The sequence below is a fragment of the Terrabacter sp. Soil811 genome (assembly GCF_001429655.1).
GTDB lineage: Bacteria > Actinomycetota > Actinomycetes > Actinomycetales > Dermatophilaceae > Terrabacter.
In genome coordinates this window covers 122,626-138,944 of sequence record NZ_LMSX01000010.1, presented here as the reverse complement: position 1 = coordinate 138,944, position 16,319 = coordinate 122,626, and the positions used below count along the sequence as shown (strand labels likewise).

Genomic DNA, 16,319 nt, shown 5'->3' with positions numbered 1-16,319 from the left:
GTGCCAGGAGTCACGATACGAAGGTCGGGCGCCGCGACGGGTCGTCGTTGCGCACGTGGGCGCCACGCGCAACAGGGCGCCGTGCCCGGGCGTCGTCGTGCTGAACGAACAGGTGCAGTGGGTGCTGCGCAACGCCCGACTGCAGGCCGCCGACCCCGCCCTGCGCAGCGCTGCGGGTTTCGCCCAGGGGGCGGGTCGGGCCGAGCCGGTGCACCGGGCCCAGGTCGGGCGCTGGGAGAACGGCCGCGTCGAGGTGACCCGGTCGCTCGTGCGCCGCTACGAGACGGTGCTCGGCCTGCGCGACGGCCAGCTCCTCGCCGCCGTCGACCTCTTCTCGCGCTCGCACCAGCCCGTGCGCCCGGCCGCCACGCTCCCTCCGCCGACCCCGCCCGACGTCGACGCCACCCTGGTCCTGCTCGAGCGGGCGCTCGCCGACGAGCGGATGAGCGGCGGCGACTGGGACCGGCTCTCGGACCACCTGGGACGGATGCCGCACGCGATGGTGCGGGCCGGCGACTGGGAGGGGCTGATCCGGCGCCTCCTCCAGGAGGTCAGCCTCGGGCTCGGCCTCGACTACGTGCAGCGGGCCGAGGCCATCGCGCGCCTGGCCGGGCACCCCCGCAGCGCCGGTGTCGTCGCCTCGCTGGCTGCGGAGGTCGTGGGCCGCCCCGACGCGCAGTTCTACGTCGACACCCTGAGCCTGCTGCGCTTCATGGAGGCCCCGCGGGGCTACGCGGTCCTCGTCGGCCAGCTGCGCGAGCCCACCAACGCCAGCTCGCTGCGGGCCTGCCTCAGCGTGCTGACGACGCTCGTGCGCGGCACCGGTCTCGACCCCGAGACCCGGCTCGAGGCGGTCCGGCTCGCAGTCGACCACCTGCGCGACCCCTCGCACCCCTATCTCGTGCACCGCGGCGCCGCCAACCTCGTGCGCACGCTGGGTCCCGACGGCCACCGCGTCGCGACGGGGCTCACGGCCGAGGACCGTCGGGCCGCGGCCTCGATCATCCGCAACGGTCGAGCCATCACCGCCCAGGCGATCCGCGAGGCGCACCTGCGCATCCGGGGCGAGCTCGAGGCAGCCGAGGGGCATGCGACCGCCCACGAGCCGATCCTCGGCGACCTGCTGCAGACGGCGCTCGGCGAGACGAACGAGGAGGACCGCTCCTACGCCCTCGGCATCCTCATGCTGTCGCCGCAGAGCCGGATCATCGGCCGGGTCCACGCCGCGGCCTTCGCCGACGCCCTCGCGCGCCAGGACACCGTGGCGGCGCACGAGAGCATGACCGTGCTGACGTGGATGGCCCAGGTCGAGGACCTCGACCTCTTCGAGCGCGTCGCGCTCTCGCCGTCCTCGGCGCCCGACGTCGCCAAGGAGGCGGGCTACGTCGTCGGCAACACGATGGAACCGCGCGGTCGGCGTCGCGACGAGCGCGAGGAGGCCGTCGCCCGTCGGATCGCCGAGATCGTCGCCACCGGCCGGGACGAGCCCGAGGTCCAGCTGCTGCGCGGCCTCGTCTACGCCCTCGGCATGCGAGGGCGGCAGGACCTCGTCTCCGCCCTCGTCGACGCCCTCCCCGAGCCGGGGCCCGACCCGCTGGCGATGGCCGAGCAGGCTCGCGCCACCCTCGTGTGGTGGCTCGACGTGCCCGAGCACCTGAGACCGCTCCGCTGAGGCCGACCGTCGCTCGCTAGGTTGGGGGCGTGGAGACCGACGAGGTGCTGAGCCTGCTCAAGGACGTGGCCGAGGAGGTCATCAACCCTCGGTTCCGGGCGCTCGCCGCCGGCGAGATCCACGAGAAGCGACCCGGCGACCTCGTCACCGACGCCGACCGCGAGGCCGAGGTGCTCATCACGGCAGCCCTCGTCGGCGCCTACCCCGACGCCGTCGTGCTCGGGGAGGAGACGTTCGCGGGCGACCCCGCGCTCATGGAGCGGTATGCCGCCGCGGACCACGCGTTCACCGTCGACCCCGTCGACGGCACGAAGAACTTCGTCCACGGCTCCAAGGACCACGCCGTCATGGTCGCCGAGACGGTCGCCGGCGAGGCCGTGCGGGCGTGGATCTGGCAGCCGCAGCACGAGCTCGGCTTCGTCGCCGAGCGCGGGGCCGGCACGTGGCGCCACGGCGCCGAGGGGTCGCGTCGCCTGACGGTCCCCGAGCGGCCCGAGGGCGCCCTGCGCGGCCGCACCTCCCGCCGCGCGTGGATCGGCCAGTCGCTCGACGGCCTCGAGCCGATGACCCTGACGTGGGTGTCGTGCGGCATCGACTACCCCCAGCTCGTCGAGGGCGCGGCCGACTACATCGTCTACGCCAAGGCCGCGCCGTGGGACCACGTGCCCGGCTCGCTCCTGCTCTCCGAGGCCGGCGGCCTGCTCGGCACGACCGCGGGCGTCACGTACTCACCTCGCGACATCGCGCCCCCGGGGCTCGTCGCCGCCGGCAGCCCCACGGCATACGACCACGTATGCCGTGCGCTCGCCGCGAGCGCCCACCTGCCCTGACCCGCCGGTGACGTCGCACACCCGCCCGTCCGGCTCGCCCGGCCCGTCCGGCTCGCCCGTCCCGTCCGGCTCCACGGCGCACGCGGTGCTGGCCGGTGTCGTCTGCGGGCTCGTCGGCTTCACGAGCTCGTTTGCCGTCGTGCTGACGGGCCTGCGGGCGGTGGGGGCGCGCTCGGACCAGGCGGCCTCGGGTCTGCTCGTGCTCTGCGTGACGATGGGCCTCGGCTGCGTGCTCTTCTCGTGGCGGCTGCGGCTGCCGATCACCATGGCGTGGTCGACGCCTGGCGCGGCGCTGCTCGCTGCGGCCGCGGTGCCGAGCGGTGGGTTCGCCTCTGCGGTGGGCGCTTTCGTCGTCTGTGGACTGTTGCTCGCACTGTGCGGTCTCGTGCGACCGCTCGAGCGGGTCGTCGAGGCGATCCCCAAGCCGCTCGCGAGCGCCATGCTCGCGGGGGTGCTGCTGACGCTCTGCGTCGCCCCGTTCCGGGCGGTCGTCGCGTCGCCGGCCGCGATCGCGCCGGTCATGGTGACGTGGCTCGTCCTCGTCGCGGTCGCGCGGCGGTGGGCGGTCATCGGCGCGCTCGGGGCGGCCCTCGTCGTCATGGCGGTGCAGGGGGTCTTCGGGCGGCTCGATCTCGGGGCGGCGGCGCCGTCCGTCGTCCTCGTCCTACCTACCTGGGACGCGACGACCCTTCTCGCCGTGGCGATCCCGCTCTTCATCGTCACGATGACGAGCCAGAACATCCCCGGCATGGCCGTGCTCGCGTCCTTCGGCTACCGGCCCGGCATCCGCGGTCCGCTGCTCTACACCGGTGGTGCGAGCGCGCTCGGCGCCGTCGGCGGCGCGCACGCGATCAACCTGGCCGCGATCTCCGCGGCGCTCGCCGCCGGGCCCGAGGCCCACCCGGACCGAAGCCGGCGCTGGGTCGCGGGTGTCGCGTGCGGCGTCACCTACCTCGCCTTCGGCCCGCTCGCCGGGATCGTCACGGCCGCAGCGCGTTCGGCGCCCGCAGGCCTCATCGAGACTATCGCCGGCCTCGCCCTGATCGGCACCTTCGCGAGTGCTGCGGCGGCCGCGCTGACCGACGCCTCGACCCGCGAGGCCGGCGCCGTCACCCTCGTCGTGGCCGCGTCGGGCATCACCGTCGCCGGGGTGGGCGCCGCGTTCTGGGGGCTGGTCGCCGGCGTGCTCGTCCTCGCCGCCCTCCGGCTCGAACGTCGCCGCCGGGACCGGCTGACCGGCTAGTCACTCCTCGGAGGCGCCTGCGGAGGCCTTCTTGGAGCGGGCCGCGCGGGCGGGCGCGGTCGTGGCGGCCTTCTTCGCGTCGCGGGCGGCCTTCTTCGCCGTGGCCGACGCCTTGGTCGTCTTCCTGGCGGCCACGTAGCGCTCCGGGTCCTTGTCCTTCGGGGTGATCCCCTCGGCCCAGCGGACCGCCTCGTAGCGCAGGAACTGGACCGCGATCTCGTGGCGCAGCTCGAGGCTCGCGCGCTGGCGGAAGTCGGCGAGGTCCTGGCGCTCCTCCTCGCCCATGTGGTCGCTGTTGTGGACGTTGGCGTCGACGACCGCCGTCCACCACGCGTCGGACCCGGTGCGGCAGCGCCCGACCTTGCGCACGGACTTGCGGATGTCGTTGTGGTCCTTGACGGCGTCCTCGACCTCCTCGTCGACGGACTCGGCGTCGGCGCCGCCCGTGCCGATGCGCAGCAGCTCCGGGTAGAAGTAGAGCTCCTCGGCCTCGGCGTGCGTCTCGAGGAGGATCTCGAGCCGCTTCCAGACGGCGGCGAGGCCCTCGTGGTCGTCGCGCGGCCACTCCTCGAGCATGGCGAACATCCGTCGCTGCTCGTCGTGCTGGCGGAGGATGACGTCGGTGATGTCCACGGGAGGCCTCTCTGTCGTCCGGCGGGTTCCGGATCCACTGTGCCGCATCCATACCCGATGCCGTCGCGGGCTTGGCCGTTTCGCGTATCAGCGGGCGCTGCTGGTGCCACCGTTGGTTGGTCGGGAGTGTCCGACGCAGTTCATCGACGCAGTTCACCGGCGCAGTTCATCGACGCAGGATGGGTGGTGGGTCCGCATGACGAGCAACGACCTGGTCGTGGTGCTTCCGGGGATCACCGGCAGCACGCTCGGGGTCCGGGGTGACGACGGCTCGCCGGCGAGCGAGAACCTCATCTGGGCCCCGAGCGCCGGGGCCGTCTGGAAGCTGCTGACCGGCGGCCAGTCGATCCTCAAGAAGGTCCTGCCGGAGGGGATCGGCGACGACCACCCGGGCGACGGCGTCGAACCGGTCGCGCTCATGCCCGACGTCCACGTCCTGCCGGGCATCTGGACGCCGATCCGCGGCTACGACGTTCTCGTCAGCGCCCTCGAGAAGCAGGGCTACCAGCGGGGCGCCGGCGGCAAGCCGGCCACGCTCATCACGTACGCGTACGACTGGCGCCTCTCCAACCGCTACAACGGCGCTCGCCTGAAGACCGTCGTCGAGCCGGCGCTCGAGCAGCTGCGGGCGCAGGGCGGGGCGTATGCCGACGCGAAGGTCGTCTTCGTCTGCCACTCCATGGGTGGCCTCGTCGCCCGCTGGTACATCGAGAAGTGCGGCGGCGCCGAGGTGACGCGCAAGCTCATCACCCTCGGCACGCCGTGGCGCGGGGCGACCGACGCGCTGACCCAGCTCGTCAACGGCGTCAAGAAGGGCATCGGCCCGCTGTCGATCGACCTCACGGACTTCTCGCGGAGCATGCCCTCGCTCTTCCAGCTGCTGCCGGAGTTCGCGTGCATCGGCAACGGCGGGGGCTACGCCAAGACGACCGAGGTGTCGGTGCCCAACGTCAGCACCACGATGGTCGCCGACGCGATGGCCTTCCACACCGACCTCCAGGCCGCCGAGGCGGCCCGGCCGGACAGCCGGACCTCCGCCCACATGATCGTCGGCATCCGGCAGCCCACCGCGACCACGGCCCAGCTCTCGGGCGGCACGGCCACGGCCTACCAGGACTTCGGCACCGACAACGACTTCGGCGACGGCACGGTGCCGCTGACCGGGGCCGTCGGTCTCGGCGAGGCGCTCGACACCAACCTGGCGGTCCGCGTGCCCGACCAGCACACCAACCTCCAGTGCAACCAGCTCGTCCTCGACCAGGTGCAGGAGATCCTCAGCGCCAAGCCCGTCCGGAGGCGGGAGATCACCGACACGAACGTCCGCGCCGTCGTGCCTGACCTCGTCACGCAGGGTCAGGCGCTCAAGGTGTCATTCGACCTCGAGTCGGACGACCCGGGCGCCGACCCGCCGCGCAAGGCCGTGACCATCACGGTCAGCAGCGCGAAGGGCAAGGTGCTCGCGACTGCCGAGCCGACCCTGCGGAAGGGGCACGGCGTCGCAACCTTCGACGACCTTCCCCCAGGCACGCACACCGTGACCGTCACCGGATCCGGTCCCACCTCGACGGTGCGCCCCGTCACCTCGACGACCCTCGTCTGGCCGAGGCCGACCCGCTGAGGGCGCGAGCCCGGTGGTGCCGGCGGATTCGCGCGGACGGGGATCGTCTTCGCGCGGACGGGGATCGTCGAGGGCCTCTGGGCCTGTGGACAGTCGGCGAGCACTGTCGGCAGTCGAACATATGATCGAACCATGACCGCATCGACCATGGAGCGCCCCGGGGGCGGCGCGAGCCCCGCGGGTGTCGCTCATCCCGAGCGGCCGGCGCGTCCGGTGGGCGAGCGGGAGGCCGCTGTCGCAGAGGTGATCGGGCTGACCGACCTCCCGGGGCTCGCGGCACGACTGGCGGCCATGGCTGCGGAGCTCCGGCTGGTCGCCCGCAGCACGCCGCTGTGGGCCATGGCCGAGAGGGGACTCGGGGACGCGATCGAGCAGGCTCAGGCCGTGCGCGAGATGGCGCACAACCTCTCCGCAGTGCTGGCCGCCGAGGTGAGCGCGCGAGGGCTGCCTGACAGATCCGGGCTCTCCCGCAACGACTGGGTCGCGGGTCACGCTCCCGGCTTGGCCGCAGGGGCGTCGGCCGCTCTGACCGCCGTGGGCGCGGCCATGAACGAGCCACGGTGGGCTGCACTGTCAGGAGGAGTGCGCGACGGCTCGATCTCGGTCGACAAGGCTGCGGTCATCGTGCGCTTGCGCGACGACGTCATCCGGTGTGCTGATGTCGCCCAGGTGGACAGTGTGGTCGACGCGATGGTCGAGGGCGCGTCGGCGCTCGGCATCAAGGACCTGAGGCGTCTGGCATCGCACGCCCGGGCGGGCCTTCGACCACCGGCGGTGGTCGAGGACGATGATCAGCGCCTCCGCGCAGCCCGGTCGCTGACGAAGATCGGCCGGTGCGCCGGGATGACGGAGTACCTCTGGAGACTCGATCCCGAGGGTTCGGCCATCGTCGACGCAGCGATCGACGCCTTGGCGCGGCCGCGCCCTGATCTGGACTGGAGTCGTTGGCCCACACTGCCCGGCAGTGGAGAATCATCTGGCCGGATCGGCCGAGGGTCAGCCGCCGCGCGTGGGGCGGCTGGCGAGGCCGCTGGTGGGGCGGCTGGCGAGGCCGCTGGTGGGGCGGCTGGTCGACGCGGGCGAGGCATCGATGCGGAGGATGGCGGCGCAAGAGTCCAGCGCGGGTCGTCCGTCGATCCCCGGTCGGCAGCGACGCGCCGTGCCGACGCCCTGCTCGAGCTGATCGGACGCGCCGTCGCGGCGCCCCAAGGCGTCACCCGGACGCCGAGGACGAAGCTCGTGGTCACGATGTCGCTGGAGGCGTTGCTCGACCGCCTGCGCGGTGCCGGGCTGGCCGACAACGACGAGGTCCTGTCCGCAGCGACGGTGCGCCGGGTGGCCTGCGAGGCCGAGGTCATCCCGATGGTGTTGGGCGGTCCGTCCCAGTCGCTCGACATCGGACGCGAGGATCGCTACTTCACTCCCGCCCAGAGACTGGCGCTGGCGCAGCGCGACCGCGGCTGTAGCTACCCGGGGTGCTCCGTACCTCCGCAGTGGTGCGAGGCCCACCACGTGGTGCACTGGCTTCACGGCGGAACGACCGACCTGTCCAACGGTGCCCTCCTCTGTGGGAGGCACCACACGATCGTCCACCAGCTCGGGGTGACGGCGATCGTCACGCCGAGCGACGTCATCTGGCAGCCACCGCGCGAGCATCGACGGCCCTGACCCGGCACGGGCCGGGACGCGTGCACCACATGGTCCCGGGTCCATTCCGGTGGCGATGATCCCTGCTCGGCGGGACCAGGAGGCGAGCGAAGGCTGGGGCGAAGTCCAGGTGCGGCCCGCCTCCCGCGCTCGGACGCTCTCCGACCCCGCGATGTCGTGCGCCGCCACGCGCGGGGTGCCGCCGGTCGGGCCCTGGCCCATCCCGTTCTGTCGCTCCCGTTCTGTCGCTCCCGTTCTGTCGACCCCCGCTCCGTCGGTCTGACGCACTGTCGTCAGGCGGTGGTTGGGTGGTGGGCATGACTTCAGAGAAGAGCACTGGATCGACGATCGGCTGGGACTGCGTCGCGCTCGACTGCGCGGACGCGGCAGGGGTGGCGCAGTTCTACGCCGACCTCCTGGGCGGCGCAGTGGAGGCCGACCCCGAGGGTGACTGGTTCAACGTGCTGTGGGACGGCCCGCGCATCGCGACCCAGCTCGCACCCGGGCACGAGTCTCCTGACTGGCCCCGCGGCCAGCAGCAGGCGCACCTCGACTTCGTCGTCGCCGACATCGCCGCCGCCCATGAGCGGGTGCTCGCCCTCGGCGGCACGGCACTCGATCCTGTCGAGCCACCGCAGCCTGCGCCGGACCGCGGGTTCCGCGTCTACGCCGACCCGGCCGGCCACCCGTTCTGCCTCTGCCGTCCGACCCCGGACGCCTGGGGCTGAGGCGGGCCCGCGGCCGTCAGCCGAAGTCGAGACCGTCGAGTGACGTCGACGGCTTCTGGTCGGGGAGCCGCAGCATGCGGAACGAGTTGCCCAGACCCAGCAGGCCGGCGAGGAGAGGGACCAGCAGGGCGATCTGGAGAGAGCGGTTGCGGGCTTCGTCGTTGATGGCCAGCACCTCGGCCTCGACCTCGGCCGGCTGGCCAGAGATCTGCTGCTCCAGCTGGGTGTTGCTCATGATCTCGGCGTCGTGCTCGAGGGCCTGGGCGATCTGCTGCTGCTGCGCGGCCGGGATGACGGAGCTGTTCTGCGCCAGCTGGGTGAAGCCGACCGACAGCGCAGCGAGCATGAGGCCGCCCGCCATCGCGAGACCGAAGGAGAGCCCGAAGGACCCGGCCGCGGAGTTGACGCCGGCGGCCTCGCTGACGCGCTCCTCCTCCACGGGGGCGAGGGTGTAGTTGTTCAGCTGCGAGACCAGGAGGCCGAGGCCGCAACCGGTGATCGCGAGCGGGACCACGAAGTACCACGCGCTGTCGGCGCGGGGCACGAGCGGGAGGATGATCGCGACACCCAGACTCGTGAGGACGAAGCCGGTGCGGATGATCGAGGCCGGTCGCCGGTCACCGGCCTTGCGTCCGGCCAGCAGGGCTGCCCCGAACATCGTCAACGACAGCGGAGCCAGCGACAGGCCGGACTGGAGGGCGTTGTACTCCAGCGTCATCTGGAAGTAGAGCGGGAGGGCGATCATCGCGCCGCCCAGGGTGACCTGCTGCAGCAGCTGGCCCGTGACACCGGCCGTGAAGTTCGGGTGCCGGAACAGGTCCGGGTCGAGCAGGGTGACCTGCCCGGCGCGCTTGCGCCGGCGGAGCCACCGGGCCAAGAGCACGAGCGCGGTCGCCCCGACGACGAGGAGCAGGCCGACGTACTGACCGCCCTCCTGCCAGACGAGGATGCCCAGCACCACCCCGCCCATGCCGAGGGCGGACAGGATCGCGCCGACCACGTCGATCTGGCGCGAACCGGTGTACTCGACGTCCCGGACCAGCCGGATCTGGCTCAGCACGACGACGATGATGAGGACCTCGAGGGCGAAACCGACCCGCCACGACAGGTACGTCGTGACGAACCCGCCGAGCAGCGGGCCGATCGCGGCGGCGATGGCGGCCGAGGCGCCGACGAGCGCGTAGGCCTGCTTCTGGGCTGCCCCGGCGAAGTTGCCGTGGATCAGTGACTGCATCGCCGGCAGGAGCAACGAGGCTCCCAGGCCCCCGATGATCGCCCAGAAGATGATGATCGCCGTGAGGCTCTGGGCGAGCGTCATCGCGAGCGCCCCGATGGCGTATCCGAGCAGGCCCAGGACGTAGGCCCGCTTGCGGCCGATGAGGTCGCCGACCTTGCTGTTGATGAGGATGAACGCGGCCGAGACGAGCGCCTCGAGCGCGATGGCCGACTGCACCCCGCTGGCCGTCGTGTCGAGGTCGGTGATGACGGCCGAGATCGACACGTTCATCAAGGAGGTGTCGACCACGAGGACGAACATCGCCATGGCCAGCAGGAGCATCAGGCGGCGGCTCCCCGGCACATCGGGATCCGAACCTTGGGCGGGGTTCTGCGTCATGTCACCCTCTCGGCCACCGAATGGGTCGCAGTCTAGCGAGGTCGAGGGGGTGCGTCAGTCAGTCGAGGAGGATGAGGAAGTGGGCGACGAGGGCGGCGCGCACGGCGTCCTCGTCGGCGAGTTCGGTCTCCTCGCGTCGGCCCTGTGTCGTCGTGATGAGCCGGTCGCCGCTCAGGGTGACCCGGCCCGTCGGCGTCAGCAGCGACGCGAGCCGCGACCGCGTGAAGTGGCTGTCGGGCGAGGTCTGCTGCCACTCGTTGCGCGCCGCGAAGTCGGTCAGCGGGTGGGGCACCGTCGAGAAGACGAAGCAGTCGCGCCAGTCCTCGCCGTCGCGGCGCTCGCGGGAGACCCACGTGTCGTCGCGCCGCACGAGTCCTACGAGGTGTCCGCGTTCGCGTCGCTCGAAGCCGTCGCGCAACGGCAGCGGCTCGATGAACCCCTCGCCGAACCCGACGTCCGCGAGCACGGGCTCCTCGAGCCGGCCGCCCGACACGACGAGCGCGACGTGGTCGAAGTCGTCGGTGAGCCCACCGGCCGCGGTGGTCACACGCGCGGAGACGAGGTCGACGGCATACCCGAGGCTGCGCAGCAGCAGGGCGAAGAGACCGTTGAGCTCGTAGCAGTAACCGCCGCGCCGGGCGTCGACGACCTTGGCCAGCAGCGACGCGTTGTCGAGGCGGATCGGCCGGCCGAGCGAGATGTCGAGGCTCTCGAACGGCACGGCCAGCAGGTGCGCCCGGTGGAGCGACGCGAGCGCCGCTAGGGTGGGGGACTCGGGAGCGGCCGCGCCGATGCGCCGGAGGTATGCCGTCGCCTCGGTCGTCGTCAGCGCGTCGGTCGTCGTCGGTGAGGTCACCCGGTCATCCTGCGACCTCGAGCCGCCTTGAGGTCAAGCCGGCGCGGGAAGCGGCAGCGTCACGCCGACCATCGTCACGCCGCGCCCGTCCCACTCGTAGGCCGTGCGCTCGAGCAGGTCTCCCGCCGCGGACCGCAGGACGGTCGGGTCGAGCGACGGGGCGGCGAGCGGGCCGCGCTCGAGCACCTGGGTGCCGTCGTCGTAGCGGACGAGGACCTCGAGGCGGCGGGGGAGACGCGGCGCACCGTCGAGCGAGAGCACCCGCGCGACGGCACGCTCGACGCAGCCGTCGAGCACCGCCACGACCTTGGACCTGGTCCGCGTCGCGGGCAGTGACCGGCTCGCGCTGACCGACCTGCGCGGCCCGGGCAGGCGGATCGTCGCGTCGTCGGTGCCCCGCGCGATGGAGACGAGACGCCGGGCCATCGCCGTGGTGACGAGGCGCTTGAGGTCGTCCTCGTTGAGGGCGTGGAGGTCGGCGACGACGAACAGCCCTGCGGCGTGGAGCTTTCCGTAGGTCGTCGGACCGACACCCCAGAGCTCGTCAAGGCGCAGACGAGGCCGGACGCGCGCCTCGAGCTCGGCGTCGACGACGACGAGGCCGTCGGGCTTGGCGCGGCGGCTCGCGAGCTTGGCCATGAGCTTGGTGCGCCCGACGCCGACCGAGACCGGGAGCCCGACCTCGGCGCGGGCGGCCGCGCGCAGGGCCACCGCCATCCCGCGCGGATCGCCGCGGTCGCGTCCGGTGACGTCGAGGAAGGCCTCCTCGACCGATCCGGGCTCGACGAGGGGCGTGAAGCGGCGGAACACCTCGAACAGCCGGACGGACGCCTCCTCGTAGGCCTCCGCGCGGTAGCCGGTGACGAGCACCTGCGGCCAACGGCGCTGGACCTGCCGCAGCGGCATACCGGCGTGGATGCCGAGCGCACGTGCCTCGTAGGACGGGCACGCGACGACCTCGTGGGCCACGACCATCGGCCGCCCGCGCAGCGCCGGGTCGTCGCGCTGCTCGACGGAGGCGAAGAACGCGTCGGCGTCGGCGTGCAGGATCACCACCGGCCCAGTCTCCGCCCGGCCACCGACAGGCCGACGGATGGCGTGCGTGATGGTGCTGCGCTCGGTGGGGTGATCACCCCACCATCCGCGACACGACCCGCCGGGTCATGACGAGGCTCAGTAGCCGGCGTGGTCGAGCGCCTCGGTCGTCAGCTGCCGACCGAGCTCGATCATCTCCGCGGCCCGGTGGAAGTCGAGGGTCCGCACGGCGTTGGACGGCACGGTGACGAGCACGTCCGGCGGGTTGCTGGCCATCCGATAGCGCGAGATGAGGGCGCTCATCGTCTCGAACGACATGTTGAGCAGGTCGACGAGCCCGACGTCGGCCGACCGGACGACGAGCGCATCGGTCGGCGTCTGCGCCAGCCGGTCGACGGCCTCCGGCGGGATCGGCTGGTCGTGCTCGACGTCGTGGTCGTGGTCGCGGGCGTGCCCGCCGAAGCGGCTCGTGATGGCGCGGACCCGATCGGACTCGAGCACCTCGGCGGCACTGCGCCGAAGCCGGGTCGTCCACTCCTCGCGCGACACGGGCTCCGACGACTCCTTGACGGGGGTCGTCGGTCCGCCGGTGGCCCGCATGCCCGACAGGGAGACGGCGATCGTGAGGTCCGCCGAGGTCGCCGCGGTCGGCTCGATGGGGATCGGGTTGATGAGACCGCCGTCGACGAGGACCCGGCCGTTGATGACGGCGGGGGTGATGACGCCGGGGATCGCGATGGAGGCGCGGATCGCGTGCTCGACCGGCCCGCGCTGGAACCACACCTCGCGGCGCGCGTTGATGTCGGTCGCGACGGCCGTGTAGGGGATCGGCAGGCTCTCGATCGTCGCGCCGTCGAGGATCTCCCCGACCTTCGCGATGATCCGCTCGGCCCGGATCGCGCCGTTCGGCGAGGTGATGCTGAGGTCGAGCAGCCGCCACACCTCGCGCTGGGTCAGGCTCCGGGCCCACTCGGTGTACGCGTCGAGCCGCCCTGCGGCCGCCACCCCGCCGACGAGCGCGCCCATCGACGTACCCGCGATCGTCACGATCTCGAAGCCGCGCTCGGCGAGCACCTCGAGCGCGCCGATGTGGGCGTAGCCGCGCGCCCCGCCCGACCCGAGCACGACCGCTGCACGCATCCCCTCAGCCACGTCCTCGACGATAGTCCGCCTCCCGGACGGCTCGCGCGCCGGTCAGGACGTCAGGAACCAGATCTCCATCGCGTCGAGCCGCGCACGGTCGGCGACCATCTCGATGCCGGTGACGAGGTCGCGGTCGTCCACGGTGAAGCGGAAGGCCACCATGGCCTCGCCCCGCAGCGTCCACACCGCGCCGATGCCGCCGTCGAAGGCCGCGAGCCGTGCCGACCTGGCGCCGCCGTTGAACCGCTGGGCCACGGCCTCGGGCCCGCGGAGCACGTCGGGCGAGCCCATCGCGACCGCTGCCTCGTCGGCGCTCAGCACGACGTCGGGGTCGAGCATCTCGAGCAGGGCGGAGAAGTCGCCGCCCCGTGCGGCGGCGAGGAAGGCGGTGACGACCTCGCGCTGCCGGGTGCGGGCCGGCCCGGACCCGTCCGCGTCGGCGGCGCGCACCCGGCGACGGGCGCGGCTCGCGAGCTGGCGGGTCGCGGCGGGGGAGCGGTCGAGGATGTCGGCGATCTGCTCGAACGGCATCCCGAAGAGGTCGTGGAGCACGAAGGCGAGCCGCTCGGCCGGGGCGAGGGTGTCGAGGACGACGAGCAGGGCCAGGCCGATGCTGTCGGCGAGCTCGACCTCGCTCGCCGGATCGGGGGCGGGGCGCGTCGGCTGGGTCGGCGCGGTGCGCACGTCACCACCCGCGACGAGCTCGGCGAGCCCGGTGTCCCAGCTGTCCTCGCGGCGCGAGCTGCGCGACCGCAGCATGTCGAGGCTGATCCGCCCGACGACGGTCGTCAGCCAGCCCGCGAGGTTGGTGACCTCGGTCGTGTCGCTGCGGCTGAGGCGCAGCCACGCCTCCTGCACGGCGTCGTCGGCGTCCGCGGCGGACCCGAGCACGCGGTAGGCCACGGCCCGCAGCCGTGGCCGCTGCTGCTCGAAGTCGCGGGCGAGCCACTGCTCGCGGGTCTCGTCGTCCATCTCGTCACATCCTCCGGTCGTGATCCGTCATAGCACTGACGAGCCGGCGCCACCGGATGTGACACCACCACCGCTCGGCAACCCACCGCGATCACTCACCAGGAGTCCAAGATGTCCGCCGTGAACACCCTCATCTACCCCGTCGCCGACCTCGCCGCCGCCAAGCAGGTCTTCACGACCCTGCTCGGCACCGAGCCACACACCGACGAGTCCTACTACGTCGGCTACTCCGTCGACGGCCAGGAGATCGCCCTCGACCCGAACGGGCACCGCAAGGGCCTGACCGGCGCGACGCCCTACTGGTCGGTCGACGACCTCGAGGCGACCGTCGCCGCGCTCACCGCGGCCGGCGCGACCGTCAGCCAGCAGCCGACCGCCGTCGGAGGCGGGCGCACTGTGGCCGTGCTCCTCGATGCCGACGGCAACATGATCGGCGTGATGCAGGGATGACGGCCGACGACGTCCCCGACAGCACCGAGGGCGTATGCCGTCCGCCCGCCGAGGTGCCCGCGTCCCCTCGGCCGCCGCGACCGACCGCACAGAGGGTCCGGGACACCCGAGAGCTGCTGGGCCGGGAGATCGACTGCTGGGTCGCGACGACCGATCCCGCCACCGGCGCACCGCACCTCGTGCCCCTGTCGTTCGACTGGGACGGGCGCGCGATGCTGCTCTCGACGGGTGAGCGCAGCGTCGCGGGACGCGGTCTGGCGTCCGGCGCAGGGGTGCGGATCGGGCTCGGCGCGACGCGTGACGTCGTCATGGTCGACGGGTCCGTCGAGGTGGTCCCGACCACCGCGCTCGAGCCCGCGGAGGCCGACCGTTTCGCCCAGCGGACCGGATTCGACCCTCGGGAGACCTCGGGTTCATACCTCTTCTTCCGGGTCGTCCCGAGCCGCATCCAGGCCTGGCGCGAGGAGAACGAGCTGCGCGGCCGCGACGTGATGCTCGACGGGCGGTGGATCAGGTCCGACGAGTGACCGAGCATGTCGAGTTCGCCTGTGCCACAGTCGAACCCGCCCCAGCCACAGGGTGACGGGGCGACTGCTCCGACGGGGCGTGACGGCATACGCGATCGGCGTGGGTGACGTCCTGTGACGAGGGGCCGGGAGGGGTGTCGCCGACGCCCGCCCGGCCCCCCAGGGCTGTCCGCAGCGAGGGGCGGGTCTTGCGCCCCCGCGCTGACCTGTGCAGTATGGAGGTGCAGATGTAAGCGCTTACAGAGCCGGGGATACCCGGTCAGGGGCCTGGTCGCGACACATCACTCAACGACGAGACGCGAGAGGTGGGACCCATGGCGACAGCACGCAAGCACCCGGACGGCGCGGCCTCGGCGGGCGCCACCATCTACTCCGTCGCCGAGCGCGCCGGCGTCTCGATCGCCACCGTCTCCCGCGTCCTCCAGGGCGCCGGCACCGTGTCGTCGACGACGGCCCAGAAGGTCCTCGACGCCGTCGACCAGCTCAACTACGTGCCGCTCGGCGCCGCCCGCAGCCTCGCCGTGCGCCATCACGAGGCACACGGTCTCGTGCTGCCCGAGCTCACCGGTCCCTACTACTCCGAGCTGCTCATGGGCTTCGAGTCGCGGGCCGCCGAGCTCGGCCAGAGCGTCACCCTGATGCTCACCGACGGCAAGGCCGACCTCGCTCGCGCCGTGCGCCAGCTCGCCACCCGCGTCGACGCCATCGCCGTGCTCGGCTCGGCCGCCATGCCGCCCGCCGTCGCCCGGGCCCTGCACGGCCAGAAGCCCGTCGTCATCATCGCGGGCACGCCCCAGGAGGGCATCGAGAGCGTCCGCGCCGAGAACGCCCACAGCGCCGAGCAGCTCACCGAGCACGTGCTCGCCCACGGCCGCACGCGCCTCGTCTTCGTCGGTGACCCCGAGGGCGCACCCGACATCGCCGAGCGCCACGCCGGCTTCGTCGCCGCCCACCGGGCGCGCGGCCTCGAGCCCGCAGCCCCCGTCCGCGTCCCGTTCCGCGAGGGGGAGGGCGAGGCCGTCGCCGAGCGCATCCTCGCCGGCGAGATCGAGGCCGACGCCCTCGTCTGCGCCAACGACGAGCTCGCCCTCGCGATCATGAGCCACCTCCAGGACGCCGGCCGCGACGTCCCCGGCGAGATCGCCGTCGTCGGCTGGGACGACGTCATGACGTCCCGTTACGTGCGCCCCGGCCTCACCACCGTGCGCCAGCCCGTCCACGAGCTCGGCGTCATCGCCGCCGAGCGCCTGCACCAGCGGGTCTCCGGCGCACTGCCGCGGCTCGAGCCGCAGATCCTGCCGACGGAAGTGGTCATCCGCGGGTCCTGCGGCTGCCCCACCCGCTGAGCGC

At 72.8% G+C, this 16,319-nt stretch carries 15 protein-coding genes; 9 read left to right on the top strand and 6 right to left on the bottom strand.

The window, feature by feature from the left end:
• The first annotated feature begins 97 nt into the window (after positions 1–97).
• Genes ASH01_RS17910 through ASH01_RS17900 form a run of 3 tightly spaced genes read left to right on the top strand, consistent with a single transcriptional unit; the run spans position 98 to position 3,745 of the window.
• Positions 98–1,672, top strand: a complete 1,575-nt coding sequence (locus ASH01_RS17910) for a hypothetical protein (protein ID WP_156415644.1) — start codon at positions 98–100, stop codon at positions 1,670–1,672.
• A 29-nt stretch (positions 1,673–1,701) separates the two neighbouring features.
• Complete coding sequence (locus tag ASH01_RS17905) at positions 1,702–2,502, top strand: inositol monophosphatase family protein (RefSeq protein ID WP_056779120.1); 801 nt, start codon at positions 1,702–1,704, stop codon at positions 2,500–2,502.
• Between the two features lie 7 nt (positions 2,503–2,509).
• Entirely contained in the window at positions 2,510–3,745 is a 1,236-nt protein-coding gene (locus ASH01_RS17900; protein ID WP_056779703.1) for a benzoate/H(+) symporter BenE family transporter, read from the top strand.
• Here ASH01_RS17900 and ASH01_RS17895 read toward each other — a convergent pair whose 3' ends face one another.
• Complete coding sequence (locus ASH01_RS17895) at positions 3,746–4,378, bottom strand: hemerythrin domain-containing protein (protein ID WP_056779117.1); 633 nt, start codon at positions 4,376–4,378, stop codon at positions 3,746–3,748.
• Between the two features lie 196 nt (positions 4,379–4,574).
• Here ASH01_RS17895 and ASH01_RS17890 point away from each other — a divergent pair, with 196 nt between their 5' ends.
• The 3 genes from ASH01_RS17890 to ASH01_RS17880 all read left to right on the top strand — a co-directional run bounded on the left by ASH01_RS17890 (position 4,575) and on the right by ASH01_RS17880 (position 8,371).
• On the top strand, positions 4,575–5,996 hold the full coding sequence (locus ASH01_RS17890; RefSeq protein WP_056779114.1) for an esterase/lipase family protein: 1,422 nt from the start codon (positions 4,575–4,577) through the stop codon (positions 5,994–5,996).
• A gap of 132 nt (positions 5,997–6,128) precedes the next feature.
• Positions 6,129–7,664 carry an HNH endonuclease signature motif containing protein gene (locus ASH01_RS17885; RefSeq protein WP_056779109.1) on the top strand — a complete coding sequence of 512 codons (1,536 nt, stop codon included), beginning with the start codon at positions 6,129–6,131 and terminating at the stop codon, positions 7,662–7,664.
• 296 nt (positions 7,665–7,960) lie between these two features.
• On the top strand, positions 7,961–8,371 hold the full coding sequence (locus tag ASH01_RS17880; RefSeq protein ID WP_082619992.1) for a VOC family protein: 411 nt from the start codon (positions 7,961–7,963) through the stop codon (positions 8,369–8,371).
• A gap of 16 nt (positions 8,372–8,387) precedes the next feature.
• Here ASH01_RS17880 and ASH01_RS17875 read toward each other — a convergent pair whose 3' ends face one another.
• The 5 genes from ASH01_RS17875 to ASH01_RS17855 all read right to left on the bottom strand — a co-directional run bounded on the left by ASH01_RS17875 (position 8,388) and on the right by ASH01_RS17855 (position 13,992).
• Positions 8,388–9,986, bottom strand: coding sequence for an MFS transporter (locus tag ASH01_RS17875; RefSeq protein WP_056779107.1), 1,599 nt, complete (start codon positions 9,984–9,986; stop codon positions 8,388–8,390).
• Positions 9,987–10,044: 58 nt separating this feature from the next.
• Positions 10,045–10,842 carry an arylamine N-acetyltransferase family protein gene (locus ASH01_RS17870; protein ID WP_056779105.1) on the bottom strand — a complete coding sequence of 266 codons (798 nt, stop codon included), beginning with the start codon at positions 10,840–10,842 and terminating at the stop codon, positions 10,045–10,047.
• Positions 10,843–10,875: 33 nt separating this feature from the next.
• A complete protein-coding gene (locus tag ASH01_RS17865) occupies positions 10,876–11,898 on the bottom strand; it encodes a Y-family DNA polymerase (protein ID WP_056779101.1) in 1,023 nt (340 codons plus the stop codon).
• A 117-nt stretch (positions 11,899–12,015) separates the two neighbouring features.
• Complete coding sequence (locus ASH01_RS17860) at positions 12,016–13,029, bottom strand: patatin-like phospholipase family protein (protein WP_235508530.1); 1,014 nt, start codon at positions 13,027–13,029, stop codon at positions 12,016–12,018.
• 42 nt (positions 13,030–13,071) lie between these two features.
• Complete coding sequence (locus ASH01_RS17855; RefSeq protein ID WP_056779092.1) at positions 13,072–13,992, bottom strand: sigma-70 family RNA polymerase sigma factor; 921 nt, start codon at positions 13,990–13,992, stop codon at positions 13,072–13,074.
• Between the two features lie 111 nt (positions 13,993–14,103).
• On the opposite strand from ASH01_RS17855, the gene ASH01_RS17850 reads away from it, so the two are divergent.
• The 3 genes from ASH01_RS17850 (at position 14,104) to ASH01_RS17840 (ending at position 16,315) form a co-directional block, all read left to right on the top strand.
• Positions 14,104–14,442, top strand: coding sequence for a VOC family protein (locus tag ASH01_RS17850; RefSeq protein WP_056779090.1), 339 nt, complete (start codon positions 14,104–14,106; stop codon positions 14,440–14,442).
• Positions 14,439–14,969, top strand: a complete 531-nt coding sequence (locus ASH01_RS17845; protein WP_082619961.1) for a pyridoxamine 5'-phosphate oxidase — start codon at positions 14,439–14,441, stop codon at positions 14,967–14,969. The genes ASH01_RS17850 and ASH01_RS17845 overlap by 4 nt, the downstream gene beginning before the upstream one ends.
• Before the next feature lie 314 nt (positions 14,970–15,283).
• Positions 15,284–16,315, top strand: coding sequence for a LacI family DNA-binding transcriptional regulator (locus ASH01_RS17840; RefSeq protein WP_056779087.1), 1,032 nt, complete (start codon positions 15,284–15,286; stop codon positions 16,313–16,315).
• Positions 16,316–16,319 lie beyond the last annotated feature (4 nt).